This is a genomic window from Streptomyces sp. NTH33 (assembly GCF_003236365.1).
Taxonomy (GTDB): Bacteria; Actinomycetota; Actinomycetes; order Streptomycetales; family Streptomycetaceae; genus Streptomyces.
This window is the reverse complement of sequence record NZ_POTZ01000201.1, coordinates 1-12265: the sequence shown is the minus strand read 5'-3', so window position 1 is coordinate 12265 and position 12265 is coordinate 1. Positions and strand designations below refer to the sequence as shown.

The following is a 12265-nucleotide window of genomic DNA, read 5'->3' as shown; positions in this document are numbered from 1 at the left end:
TCGTTGAAGACGGCGAGGATGCGGGGGGTAGTCCGGGTGCTCGGGCAGGTCCGGTGGGCCGGCCGGGGAACTGGACCGTGACGACGGTCTCGTTCAGCCCATGCCTTTTGAGCAGCCGCAGCACGTGCTCCATGATCGGCCGGTTGACCACCGGCAGGAGCGGCGCATGGCTCGCCCGGGACTGCCTGGACGACCTGGACAGCCTGGTCGGACGCTACGTCGCGGAGGTCTCCGCCTTCGAGGGGTACGAGTCGACGGTCGCCCTCGACGACCTGCGCGACACCGCCCGCGCCTGCTTCGAACTGCTCCTCCGCCTGATCGGCGGCCTGCCGGTGTCCGAGGAGCTGCGCGGGGTCCCGGGACGGCTGGGCCGCCGCCGCGCCGACCAGGGCGTGCCGCTGGAGCAGCTCCTGCAGGCGGTGCGCATGGACTTCCGGGTGCTGTGGACCGCGATGATGGAGCGCACCGAGCCGGCTGACCTGCCGGAGCTGACGCGCGGCGCGGTACGGGTGTGGGAAGCCGTCGAGTTCCACACCGTCCAGGTGCACGCCGCCTACCTGGACCAGGTCGCCGTGCTGGCCCGTGAGCGGGAACGGGAGCGGACCGCCCTCATGGGCAGGCTGCTGTCGTCGGACGGCCGTGACCAGCGGCTGGTCACCCAGGTGGCGACCCTCCTCCAGGTGAGCGCGCGGTCGGACTTCACCGTGGCGATCGCGCCCCCGGAGTTCCAGCAGGGGCTGCGCAGAGTCGTCTCGGCCTTGCCGCCCGACCGGATCACCCACCTGCAGCAGCACAACGGCATGCTGGTGCTCGTGGCCCGGTCGCCCCGCGCGGCGCGCACCCCGGCGCCCGCCTGGCTGGACGGCGTACCGTGCGCGGTCGGCCCGGTGGCGCACGGACTGGCCCGCGTTCCCGACGTGGTCCGGATGACCGAGGTGATCGCCGCGACCCTGGACGGCGAGGTGACGGGCCCCGTCACCCTGAGCGAGGCGTGGATGCCCGTGGCCGTGGCGCGCCTGGGCGCAATGGCGCAGGCGCTGGCCGACTCGGTGCTGTCCGGCCTGGACCCACTGCCCCCGCACGAGCGGGAGCGGCTGCTGACGGCCGTGGCCGCGTACTGCGGGACCGGGTCGATCGCGGAGACCGCCCGCGTGCTGTACTGCCACCGCAACACCGTGCTCAACCGGCTGAACCGGTTCACGGAACTCACCGGCTACCGGGCGACCAGCCCGGAGGAGGCGGCCACCGTCCTGTTCGCCCTGCGCTGCGCCCGAAGCCGGGACGACCAGGGCCTCACGTCCGCGGCGGGGCGCTCCTGATCACCGCGAAGCGGGCGCCGTGGGGGTCGGCGAGCCGGGCGGTACGGCCGACTCCCGTGACGTCGGTGGCGGACACCCGGACCGCGCCGCCGAGCTCCTGGGCCTTGGCGACCGCCGCGTCCGTGTCCGTGACCTCGAAGTACGGCAGCCAGTACGCGCCCGTCCCCGCACCGTCCGGGTCGTCGGCGAGCGCCACGAAGCCGCCGAAGGCGGCGTCCTCACCGCCCTCGGCGGGGTTCACGCGGGTGCGGATGCCACCGGGGAAGGAGGCCGCGGAGGTCTCCAGCCCCAGCGTCTTGTAGTAGAACGCGGCCGCCGCGGCGATGTCCGGCGTGTACAGCTCGACCCAGCACAGCGAGCCCGGCTCGCCGGCCACGTCCACGCCCTTGGTCCGCCCCGGCTGCCAGACGCCGAACGCCGCACCCGCCCGGTCGGCGAGCACCGCCGTACGGCCCTGGCCCATCACGTCCACGGGCCGCACCAGCGCGCTGCCGTGCGCCTGCTCGGCGGCCTCGGCGGTGGCCTCCGCGTCGGCGCTCCGGAAGTACACGGTCCAGGAGGGCGGCCTCTGCTCCGGCGTGGCCCGCGTCCCGCCGGCCACCGTCCTGCCGTCGAGCTGGAAGAAGCCGTAGCCGCCGGCCTCGGGGCCCGCCGACCGGAACCGCCAGCCGAACAGGCCGCCGTAGAAGGAGCGGGTGCCGTCGAGGTCGGGGGTGCCGACGTCGATCCAGTTCGGAGCGCCGTTGACGAAACGGGTGGTGAGCATCCCCTGCCCTCCTTCGACGGAGCCCGGTTGCCCGCACTGCCGAGTCTGGCACCGCCCACCGACCACCGCCGCCGGAGCGCACCCGGCCGCCGGACGGCGACGACCGCCGCGCCCGGAACCCTCACCCCGGGGAGACGAAGCCGGACTCGTACGCCGCGATGACCGCCTGCGTGCGGTCCCGTGCGCCGAGCTTCGCCAGTACGGAACTCACATGGGACTTGACGGTCTCGGTCCCCACCACCAGACGCGCGGCGATCTCCGCGTTCGACAGGCCGCGCGCCACGAGGCGCAGCACCTCCGCCTCCCGCTCGGTCAGCGCGGCACGCTCCATGGCCGTCCGAGCCGCGGCGTTGCCGTGATCCCGGCCGACGGGGCCACCGCCGTCTCCCCCGAGTATGCAAACGGGGCCCTGCGGATCTCCCTGGCGGCCGTGCCGCGCCGGGGCCTGTTCTACGCGGCCACAACGGCGATCGTGGCCGCCGCCGCCCTCGTCGTGGGGCTCGCCACCGCGTTCACCACGTTCCTGGTGGGCCAGGCGTTCCTGGGGGAGTACGCCATCGGTCTCGGCGAGCCGGGAGCGCTGCGTGCCTGCGTCGGCGCGGGGATCTACCTCACGTTGATGGCCCTGCTCGCCGCGGGACTCACTTTCCTGCTGCGCAGCGCCGTCCTGGTGCTCAGCCTGCTGATCCCGTTCATCCTGATCGTGTCCTTCGTGGTCGGAGACGTCGCCGGGGGCGCCGCCGCCTATCTCCCGGACCGCGCCGGACAGCAGGTCCTGTACCAGACCCCGGCGGGAGACGTCGGCCCGTGGACGGGGCTCGCCGTGACGGCGCTGTGGGCGGCAGCCGCACTCCTGGCCGGCTGCCGGGCGGTACACCGCCGCGACGTCTGACACTCCGGTACCCGCCACTTCGGCGCCTGCCACTTCGGCCGGCGGCCCGCGGGCGGCGCGCGTTGATCCCGTGTTGATCGAACGTTTCGCGCCGCCCGGCACGATCCAGGGCATGCACCCGGAGACGATCAGCCCGGCCGACAACGCCTGGCAGGACCGGGCCCTGTGCGCGCAGACCGGGGCCGACTTCTTCTTCCCCGAGCCGGGCAGCTCGGTGCGGGAGGCCAAGCGCATCTGCGGCATGTGCGAGATGCGCTCGGCCTGCCTGGAGTACGCCCTGGAGAACGACGAACGCTTCGGCGTCTGGGGCGGTCTGTCCGAACAGGAACGCCGGACTCTGCGGCGCGCCGACGGTTGATCAGGCCCCGGCCCGCGCCGCCAGCCGCGCCTTGCGCGTCGCCAGCCTCTCGTCGAACTTCGCCGCCTCCGCGTCCAGGCCGCCCATGAACAGGCCCAGCTCCTCCTGCGCCTGCCGGCCCTCGGGGCCGAGCCCGTCGATCTCCATGATCTTCAGGAAGCGCAGCACCGGCTGGAGCACGTCGTCGTGGTGGATGCGCAGGTTGTAGACCTCGCCGATGGCCATCTGGGCCGCCGCCCGCTCGAAGCCGGGGATGCCGTGGCCCGGCATGCGGAAGTTCACCACCACGTCCCGCACCGCCTGCATGGTGAGGTCGGGCGCGATCTCGAAGGCCGCCCCGAGCAGGTTGCGGTAGAAGACCATGTGCAGGTTCTCGTCGGTCGCGATGCGCGCCAGCATGCGGTCGCAGACCGGATCGCCGGACTGCAGGCCGGTGTTGCGGTGCGAGATGCGGGTGGCGAGCTCCTGGAAGGCGACGTAGGCGACCGAGTGCAGCATCGAGTGCCGGTTGTCGGACTCGAAACCCTCGCTCATGTGCGCCATCCGGAACTGCTCCAGCTTGTCCGGGTCGACCGCGCGCGAGGCGAGCAGGTAGTCGCGCATCACGATGCCGTGCCGGCCCTCCTCGGCCGTCCAGCGGTGCACCCAGGTGCCCCAGGCGCCGTCGCGGCCGAACAGGGAGGCGATCTCGTGGTGGTAGCTGGGGAGGTTGTCCTCGGTCAGCAGGTTGACGACCAGGGCGATCCGGCCGATCTCGGTGACCTTGGACTGCTCCTTGTCCCAGGCCTCGCCGTCCTCGAACAGGCCCGGGAAGTTACGGCCGTCGCTCCAGGGCACGTACTCGTGCGGCATCCAGTCCTTGGCGACCTTCAGATGCCGGTTGAGCTCCTTCTCGACCACTTCCTCCAGCGCGTACAGCAACCGCGCGTCGGTCCATACGGACGGGCTGCCGAGGTGAGGGGAGGTGATCGTCACGGGGAACTCCAGGGGGACGCGCGAGAAACAGGGGAAAGCGGAAAACAGGCACAGCGGAGGAACGGTCCGGCGAGCGGTGCCGGTACCAGGAACCTACGGGATCGTAGGCTACGAAGCCGTAGGTTACGAAACCGTAGGTTAAGTTCGGCGTAAGGGCCGCTGATCAGGCGCCGTGTCTGAAAGTTGACGGGTGCACAGGACAGCCCCGGGACCCGCAGGTCCGGGGGCTGGACAGGCGCCGGGTCACGCCCTCAGGTGTGCAACTCCCGCAGCCGCACCGAGAGGCACGTCACACATCCCTCGAGCTTCTCGAACTCGCTGATGTCCACCACCACCGGCTCGAAGCCGAGGTCCGCCAGCAGCTCCGCCGTCTTCGGCGCGCTCGCCGCCATCAGCAGCTTCTCGCCGCCGAGCAGCACCACATGCCCGCCGGACTCCTCGGGCACCGGAAGGAAACGCGGGTACAGCGACGGCGTGTCCACCTTCGGGATGTGCCCGACGACCGTGCCGTCGGGCAGCGCCGTCACCGCCGACTTCAGGTGCAGCACCTTGCTCACCGGCACGGTCACGATCCGCGCCCCCAGCGGCTCGAACACGGCCCGCAGCTGCCGCACACCGGCCCCGTTGGTACGCCCGCCGCGGCCGACGTAGACCGTGTCGCCGACCTTCAGCACGTCCCCGCCGTCCAGCGTGCCCGGCTCCCAGACCCAGTTCACCGAGCAGCCCAGGCGCGCCACGGCCTCCTCGACCCCGACGGTCTCGCCCCGCCGGGACTCGGCGCCGGGCCGGGTGATCAGAGCGACGTTCCTGTACATCACGACCGTGTCCTCGACGAACACCGCGTCGGGGCAGTCGTCGGCCGGCTCGACCTCGACCGTCTCCCAGCCGTGGTCGCGCAGCACCTCCACGTACGCCTCCCACTGCCGCCCCGCGAGCCCGACGTCCACCTTCTCCCGCTCGATGTGCGTCACCAGCCCCTCGGCGAGGCGCGGACCGGGGCGGCGGACGAGGGCCTTCTTGCTGGGCACGAGGGGCCTTTCGGATCGCGGGTGGTTCGTGACTGCGGGTGTGCTCGCTCCGGTCCGCCATCATGCGTCAATCGCCGGTCACGACAAAACCCTCATCCGTCTCCCGTAGTTCTCCCTCCTCCAGCAGCAGCCACCGCGTGACGCCGATGGACTGAAGGAACGGCAGGTCGTGGCCGGCCACGATCAGCGCGCCCTCGTAGGACTCCAGAGCGGTCGTCAGCCGGTGCACGCTCGCCAGGTCCAGGTTGTTCGTGGGCTCGTCGAGCATCAGCAGCTGCGGCGCGGGCTCGGCCAGCAGCAGCGCGGCCAGCGACGCCCGGAAACGTTCGCCGCCGGACAGCGTCGCCGCCCGCTGGTCGGCGCGGGCGCCGCGGAACAGGAAGCGGGCCAGCCCGGCCCGGATCCGGTTGTTCGTGGCGCCCGGGGCGAGGCGGGCCGCGTTCTCGGCGACGGTCAGCTCGCCGTCGAGGACGTCGAGGCGCTGCGGCAGGAACCGCAGCGGGACGTGCGCCACCGCCTCGCCCGACACCGGCGCCAGCTCCCCGGCGATCGTGCGCAGCAGCGTCGTCTTGCCCGCGCCGTTGCGCCCGATCAGCGCGACGCGCTCCGGGCCGCGCAGGGGGAAGAAGCCCTCCACGCGCGCGCCGTACGCCAACCGGAGGTCCCGCAGGGTGAGCACGTCCCGGCCCGGTGGTACGGCCGTGGCCGGCAGGTGGACGCGGATCTCGTCGTCGTCGCGCACCGCCTCCACGGCCTCGTCGAGCCGTTCCCTGGCCTCGGCGAGTCTCTCCTCGTGCAGGATGCGGTGCTTGCCCGCCGACTCCTGCGCCGCGCGCTTGCGGGCGCCCATGACGATCTTCGGCTCGCGTTTGCTGTCCCACATCTTCTGGCCGTACCGCTTGCGGCGGGCCAGCTTGACCTGGGCGTCGGCCAGCTCGCGCTGCTGCTTGCGCAGGTCGGCCCCGGCGGCGCGCACCACCCGTTCGGCGGCCTCCTGCTCGACGGCGAGGGCCTCCTCGTACGCCGTGAAGTTGCCGCCGTACCAGGTGACCTCCCCGGCGCGCAGGTCGGCGATCCGGTCGACCAGGTCCAGCAGTTCGCGGTCGTGGCTGACCACGACCAGCACGCCCGGCCAGGCGGAGACGGCCGCGTGCAGCCGTCGGCGGGCGTACAGGTCGAGGTTGTTGGTCGGCTCGTCCAGCAGCAGCACGTCCGGCCGGCGCAGCAGCAGCGCGGCCAGGTGCAGCAGCACCGACTCTCCGCCGGACACCTCGCCGACGGTGCGGTCCAGGCCGATGTGGCCGAGTCCGAGTTCGCCGAGGGTGGCCAGGGCGCGCTCCTCCACGTCCCAGTCGTCGCCGACGGTCTCGAAGTGCTCCTCCGACACGTCGCCGGCCTCGATGGCGTGCAGCGCGGCCCGCCGGGCGGCGATGCCGAGCGCCTCGTCGACCCGGAGCGCGGTGTCCAGCGTGACGTTCTGCGGGAGGTACCCGACCTCGCCGGCGACGCGGACCGCGCCCCGGGCCGGGGGGAGCTCGCCCGCGATCAGCTTCAACAGGGTGGACTTCCCCGAGCCGTTGACCCCGACGAGTCCGGTGCGGCCGGGTCCGAAGGCGACGTCCAGCCCGGAGAAGACGGGGCTGCCGTCGGGCCAGGCGAAGGAGAGGGAGGTACAGGTGATGGATGAGGACATGGAAGACATGGGCGCCTCGCGAATGCGGAGTGCGGTCAGGGGCAGACGCGTGGGGAGGCACCGCCGGGCGGCCGTGTCGGAGGCAGGAGTCCGCGGGGCACGGAAGAAGCCCTGGGCCGGATTCCTGGGACGGCTCGGACGCCGAGGTCGCACGCGACGCACACACCTGACCGGTGTGGCGCGGTGCCTCAGGACCTCAGACGAGCAACGTCCCTCTCCTATCGACGGCAACAGGACCGCTGTACACGGTAGGGAGGGCCGGAGCGCACTGTCAACGGATTTCGGCGTGGGCCCCGAGCCCACCGAGCGAAGGAGGCCCCGTGCCCGACGGCTCGCTCTCGCTGCCGGCCCGGCTGTACCTGCTGGCCTGGGACACCGCGCGGCTGAAACTCACCGGTGCCGGCGAGCTGCACCACCTGGTCCGGGCCGGCGCCCTCACCGAGCTGGCCCAGCGCGGGCTGCTCGTCGACGACGACGGCATCGCCACACCCGTCGACCTGGACGCGTGTACGGGGGACCCCGTCCTCGACGGACTGCTCGACCTCGTCCGCGAGTCCCGGCCCCGGCACTGGAGGACCTGGGTGACGCTGCGGGCCCGGCTCACCCTCGTGGCCGTGCGCGAACAGCTGGCCGCCGAGGGGTACCTGCGCGCCGAGCGGCGGCGCGTGCTCGGCGTGTTCCCGTCGGTGGACCACGTCCTGGAGCGCGTCGCCGTCGTGGACGCGCTGCGCGAGGAGGCGCGCCGGGTGCTGGAGGGCCCGCTGCCGGCCGCGCGGGTTCCCGAACGCGACGCGGCCGTCGTCGCCCTCGCGGCCGCCGCCGGACTGCGCACCCTGGTGTCCGCCGCGGACCACCGGCGCCACCGGCAGCGCATCGAGGAGCTGACCGAACGCAGCGGCGCTGCGGCCCCCGCCCTGCGGCGGGTCGTGCGCGAAGTGCGCACGGCGGTCGTCGTGGCGGCCACGGCGGCCTCCGCCCCGGCGGGCGGCTGAGCCTTCCGCCGGCCGCACCGCGTCCCGGGGCCGTCGGCCCGGGGCGGGCGGGAGCGCGTCAGCAGGCGTCGCGCATCAACTCCGCCAGACCGTGGTCCAGGTCGAGCTGCAGATGCTCCAGACCGACGGGCACCAGTTCGCTCGTGGCCTCCAGGAAGCGCCGTATCTCGCCGTTGCGGACGTGCACCACGGCGGTGCCCTCCGGGGCGTGGAACTCCAGGACGGTGCGGTCGTAGCCGTACGGCCGCACCCGCACGTCGCCCTGGCCCTCGGGCTCCCGCAGGCCGGCCACGAGCAGGTCACGGGCGAAGGTCCAGCAGACCTCCACCCCTTCGAGGGTGGCGGGGGCCGGGAAGGTCATGCGGACGGCGAACGGGTCGCGCCGGTCGTAGTGCAGCGTGGCGGGGATGGTGGGCATCCGCGGTGCGGCGGCGACCAGGCGCGCCTGAACGGTCTGCTCGATGACGGTGGACAACGCCTTGCTCCCTTGTGACGGCCGGATGGTGACGGCTGGACTGTGACGGCTGAAGAGGACCGTCCGGGCGGATGGCCGGGCACTGGAGGAGACGACGGAATCAGCCATTCCGTGCACAGGTGGGACGAGTGACCTCTGTCACCACGTTCACTCGCGCAAGTGACGCGGCCGGGCGGGTCGCTCGACTGGCCGACTGGATATCGCCCGTTATGGCGAACAGATCCAGAATGCGGGTATCCGTTCCTTGCACAGAGAGGAAGTGAACGGCATGCCACGAGGTTCCAGTTCCAAACGCGAGCGTCAGTACGAGCACATAAAGGAGAGCGCGCAGGACCGGGGGGAGAGCGCCGAGCGCGCCAAGGAGATCGCCGCGCGCACGGTGAACAAGGAGCGCGCCCGCTCCGGCGAGTCGAAGACCGCCAGTCGTTCCTCGACCCAGGACATGGCCTCGGGCAGGCGGGGCGGACAGCGCTCGGGCCGGGGCTCCGAGGGACCCACCTACGACCAGCTCTACCAGGAGGCCAGGCGGCGCAACATCCACGGCCGCTCGGACATGAACAAGCAGCAGCTGCGGCAGGCGCTGGACAAGGGCTGACCCCCGGCACCGAGCGGCGCGGGCCCGCCCTGCGGCCCTCGGCACTCCGGGTCGTACGCTCGTCCTCACCATGACGACGACCGTAGGCATTCCCGCCGGCTGGCCCGCCACCGAGGAGCAGGCCCGCGCCGTTCAGGACGAGCTGCGCGAGAAGGTGGTGCTGGACGAGCCGGGACCACCGCCCGGGACGGGACATGTCACGGGCGTCGATGTCGCCTACGACGACAATCGGGACGTCGTGGCGGCAGCGGCCGTCGTCCTGGACGCGGCCACCCTGCGCGTCGTCGCCGAGGCCACCGCCGTCGGGCGGGTCTCCTTCCCCTATGTGCCGGGGCTGCTGGCCTTCCGCGAGATCCCCACCGTGCTGGCCGCGCTGGGCGCCCTGCCCTGCCCGCCCGGCACGGTGGTCTGCGACGGCTACGGCCTGGCCCACCCGCGCCGCTTCGGCCTGGCCAGTCACCTGGGCGTGCTGACCGGACTACCGACGATCGGCGTCGCCAAGAACCCGTTCACCTTCACCTACGACGATCCGGACACCCCGCGCGGCAGCTCCTCCCCGCTCCTGGCCGGCCTGGACGAGGTCGGCCGCGCCCTGCGCACCCGGGACGGCGTCAAGCCGGTCTTCGTCTCCGTCGGCCACCGGACGACCCTGGCCGGCGCCTGCGCCCACACCCTCGCCCTCACCCCGGCCCACCGCCTCCCGGAGACGACCCGCAGGGCGGACGCCCTGTGCCGCCGCGCCCTGCGCGAGGCGACGGCGGACGCCTAAGCGCTCGCCGCCGTGCGGAAGGTGAGCCCCGCGCGGCGCAGGCGGGTGATGAGGGCGTCGCCCATGGCCACGGCCGTGGTGACCTGGCCGGCCGTCGGCGGAAGGTCGTCGAGGGCGAGGGCCAGGGCCGACTCGGCGAACATCTTGGCCGTCTCGTCGTACCCGGGGTCGCCGCCCGCGACCTCGGTCAGCACCCGTCGTCCGCCGCCCTCGCCCACGAACCGCACGGAGAACCAGCTCCTGGCCCGCTTCTCGGCGCTCGGCCCCTGACCGGGCTGCAGCCGGCCGGACAACCAGCGCCGGGCGGGCGGCAGTTGGGCGGCGGCCATGACCGCGCCGACGGCGGCGGCGCCGCCCACGGCGACGGGCAGGTGCCGGACGGCCGCGTAGTGGCGGTAGCGGAAGTCGGGGCCGTAACGTTCCAGCACCCGTGCGGAGCGCCGCACGATCTGCGGGTCGATGGTCGGCAGGGGCAGCACCCAGGCGCCGACCTCCCCGGCGAACCGCGGCATGCCCGTCGGCGTGGACGCCCGCCTGCCCAGCAGCCGCGGCTCGTGCCGCGCCCGGTCCCGCGCCGCGGCCCGCATCCGCAACGGGCGTGCGAACTGGTTGAGGGCCGACGCGAACGTCCCGCCCGAGAAGGCGCCGTCCGCGCGGACGAACCCGTCCACGGTCAGCGGCACGCCCTCCGGCAGCTGCTGGACGGTGAAGTACACGCCCAGGTCGTGCGGGACCGAGTCGAAGCCGCAGGCGTGCACCAGCCGCGCCCCCGTCTCACGCGCGCGTGCGTCGTGCCGGACGTACACCAGGTCGACGAACTCGGGCTCACCGGTCAGGTCCAGATAGTCCGTGCCGCTGTCCGCGCAGGCGGCGACCAGCTCTTCGCCGTACGTCACGTAGGGGCCCACGGTGGTGGCCAGCACGCGCGTGTGCCGGGCGAGTTCGCGCAGGGAGGCCGGGTCGGTCACGTCCGCGCGCAGCACTCCGACGGACGCACCGCCGGGAAGCCGCTCGCGCAGCGTGCGCAGCCGCTCCTCGCTGCGGCCGGCGATCGCCCAGCGCAGTCCCCCGGGGGCGTGCGCGGCAAGGTATTCGGCGGTGAGGGCCCCCACGAAGCCGGTGGCTCCGAAGAGCACGACGTCGTACGGACGCCCCGTCTTTTTCAGCCTGCTCATGACACCCCTCGCTCCCCGCAGCCCGCGCCGCTGTCGGTGGCCGAGGCTAGCGTGAGGAGTGCGGAGCCCGACGGCGAGGGGTACCGGCGCGCGGCCACCGGGTACGGACTGGACAGAGCCTGGCTAAGCGCTTGCTCGCTCAGGGCTTGTTTCCGCTGGAACGCGTTCCTAGCATCATCGGTGTTACATCAGTTGTGTCACAGCAAGGGGGCTGGATGGCAACGACCAGGGCGACGGGACGGCAGGCGGGACGGCACGGCCCCCTCACCGGCGTGCGCGTGGTCGAGCTGGCGGGCATCGGCCCCGGCCCGTTCGCCGCCATGCTGCTGGCCGACCTGGGCGCCGACGTCGTCCGGGTGGACCGCCCCGGCGGCGCCGCACTCGGCATCGACCCCGCCCGCGACCTCACCCACCGCAACAAGCGCTCCGTGGTCGTCGACCTGAAGTCCCCGGACGGCCCCGCCCGCGTCCTCGACCTCGCCGAGCGCGCCGACATCCTCGTCGAGGGCTACCGCCCCGGCGTCGCCGAGCGCCTCGGCGTCGGCCCCGAGGCGTGCCACGCCTGCAACCCCCGCCTCGTCTACGGCCGGATGACCGGCTGGGGCCAGGACGGCCCGCTCGCCCCGCGCGCGGGGCACGACATCGCCTACATCGCCGTCACCGGCACCCTCGGCATGATCGGCGACCCGGACGGGCCCCCGGCCGTCCCCGCCAACCTCCTCGGCGACTACGCCGGCGGCTCCCTCTACCTCGTCGTCGGCGTCCTCGCCGCCCTGCACCACGCGCGCGCGACCGGCACCGGCCAGGTCGTCGACGCCGCCATCGTCGACGGCACGGCCCACCTGTCCGCGATGATCCACGGCATGCTCGCCGCCGGCGCCTGGCAGGACCGCCGCGGGGCCAACCTCCTGGACGGCGGCTGCCCGTACTACGGCACCTACGAGACCGCCGACGGCCGGTACATGGCGGTCGGCGCGCTCGAGCCGCAGTTCTACGCCGAGTTCCTGACCCTGCTCGGCATCGAGGACCACGCCGGCACCCGCACGGATGTCACCCGGTGGGGTGAACTGCGCGAGGCGGTCGCCGCCCGCTTCAAGTCCCGCACCCGGGACGAGTGGACGGCCGTCTTCGAGGACTCCGACGCGTGCGTGGCCCCCGTGCTGTCGCTGCGCGAGGCCCCGCACCACCCGCACCTGGCCGCCCGCTCCACCTTCACCGACCACGCCGG

At 73.3% G+C, this 12265-nt stretch carries 12 protein-coding genes and 2 pseudogenes; 7 read left to right on the top strand and 7 right to left on the bottom strand.

Features of this window, described 5'->3' with window-relative positions:
* Nucleotides 1-143: 143 nt before the first annotated feature.
* A complete protein-coding gene (locus C1I97_RS19725; protein WP_258382648.1) occupies nt 144-1319 on the top strand; it encodes a PucR family transcriptional regulator in 1176 nt (391 codons plus the stop codon).
* Here the strand turns inward: C1I97_RS19725 and C1I97_RS19720 are convergent.
* Both C1I97_RS19720 and C1I97_RS19715 read right to left on the bottom strand, forming a co-directional pair.
* Nucleotides 1294-2085: a VOC family protein gene (locus tag C1I97_RS19720; protein WP_111004539.1), complete on the bottom strand. Its 792-nt coding sequence runs from the start codon at nt 2083-2085 to the stop codon at nt 1294-1296. The genes C1I97_RS19725 and C1I97_RS19720 overlap by 26 nt on opposite strands.
* A gap of 121 nt (nt 2086-2206) precedes the next feature.
* Nucleotides 2207-2452, bottom strand: a pseudogene (locus C1I97_RS19715) (response regulator transcription factor); the annotation flags it as partial.
* 3 nt (nt 2453-2455) lie between these two features.
* On the opposite strand from C1I97_RS19715, the pseudogene C1I97_RS19710 reads away from it, so the two are divergent.
* A pseudogene (locus C1I97_RS19710) lies at nt 2456-2977 on the top strand (ABC transporter permease); the annotation flags it as partial.
* A gap of 112 nt (nt 2978-3089) precedes the next feature.
* A complete protein-coding gene (locus C1I97_RS19705) occupies nt 3090-3335 on the top strand; it encodes a WhiB family transcriptional regulator (RefSeq protein ID WP_181446798.1) in 246 nt (81 codons plus the stop codon).
* Here C1I97_RS19705 and C1I97_RS19700 read toward each other — a convergent pair whose 3' ends face one another.
* From C1I97_RS19700 to C1I97_RS19690, 3 genes are all read right to left on the bottom strand, one after another.
* Nucleotides 3336-4310 carry an acyl-ACP desaturase gene (locus tag C1I97_RS19700; protein WP_111004537.1) on the bottom strand — a complete coding sequence of 325 codons (975 nt, stop codon included), beginning with the start codon at nt 4308-4310 and terminating at the stop codon, nt 3336-3338. It lies immediately after the preceding gene.
* Between the two features lie 251 nt (nt 4311-4561).
* Nucleotides 4562-5338 (bottom strand): dimethylargininase, encoded by a 777-nt coding sequence (gene ddaH / locus C1I97_RS19695; RefSeq protein WP_111004536.1) that lies wholly within the window; start codon nt 5336-5338, stop codon nt 4562-4564.
* Nucleotides 5339-5405: 67 nt separating this feature from the next.
* Nucleotides 5406-7031: an ABC-F family ATP-binding cassette domain-containing protein gene (locus tag C1I97_RS19690; RefSeq protein WP_111004535.1), complete on the bottom strand. Its 1626-nt coding sequence runs from the start codon at nt 7029-7031 to the stop codon at nt 5406-5408.
* A gap of 320 nt (nt 7032-7351) precedes the next feature.
* Here C1I97_RS19690 and C1I97_RS19685 point away from each other — a divergent pair, with 320 nt between their 5' ends.
* Nucleotides 7352-8023 (top strand): GOLPH3/VPS74 family protein, encoded by a 672-nt coding sequence (locus tag C1I97_RS19685; protein ID WP_111004534.1) that lies wholly within the window; start codon nt 7352-7354, stop codon nt 8021-8023.
* A 58-nt stretch (nt 8024-8081) separates the two neighbouring features.
* Here C1I97_RS19685 and C1I97_RS19680 read toward each other — a convergent pair whose 3' ends face one another.
* Nucleotides 8082-8498 carry an SsgA family sporulation/cell division regulator gene (locus C1I97_RS19680; protein WP_111004533.1) on the bottom strand — a complete coding sequence of 139 codons (417 nt, stop codon included), beginning with the start codon at nt 8496-8498 and terminating at the stop codon, nt 8082-8084.
* A gap of 268 nt (nt 8499-8766) precedes the next feature.
* On the opposite strand from C1I97_RS19680, the gene C1I97_RS19675 reads away from it, so the two are divergent.
* Together C1I97_RS19675 and C1I97_RS19670 are read left to right on the top strand one after the other, a co-directional pair.
* Nucleotides 8767-9093, top strand: a complete 327-nt coding sequence (locus tag C1I97_RS19675) for a plasmid stabilization protein (RefSeq protein ID WP_111004532.1) — start codon at nt 8767-8769, stop codon at nt 9091-9093.
* 70 nt (nt 9094-9163) lie between these two features.
* The gene (locus tag C1I97_RS19670; RefSeq protein WP_111004531.1) at nt 9164-9862 is read left to right on the top strand and encodes an endonuclease V; all 699 of its coding nucleotides are present in this window, start codon (nt 9164-9166) and stop codon (nt 9860-9862) included.
* Here the strand turns inward: C1I97_RS19670 and C1I97_RS19665 are convergent.
* Nucleotides 9859-11037, bottom strand: coding sequence for a saccharopine dehydrogenase family protein (locus C1I97_RS19665; RefSeq protein ID WP_111004530.1), 1179 nt, complete (start codon nt 11035-11037; stop codon nt 9859-9861). The two genes, C1I97_RS19670 and C1I97_RS19665, sit on opposite strands and share 4 nt — an antisense overlap.
* Nucleotides 11038-11252: 215 nt before the next feature.
* Between C1I97_RS19665 and C1I97_RS19660 the strand changes: the two genes are divergently transcribed.
* A partial coding sequence (locus C1I97_RS19660; RefSeq protein WP_111004541.1) for a CaiB/BaiF CoA transferase family protein occupies nt 11253-12265 on the top strand: 1013 nt, incomplete at its 3' end.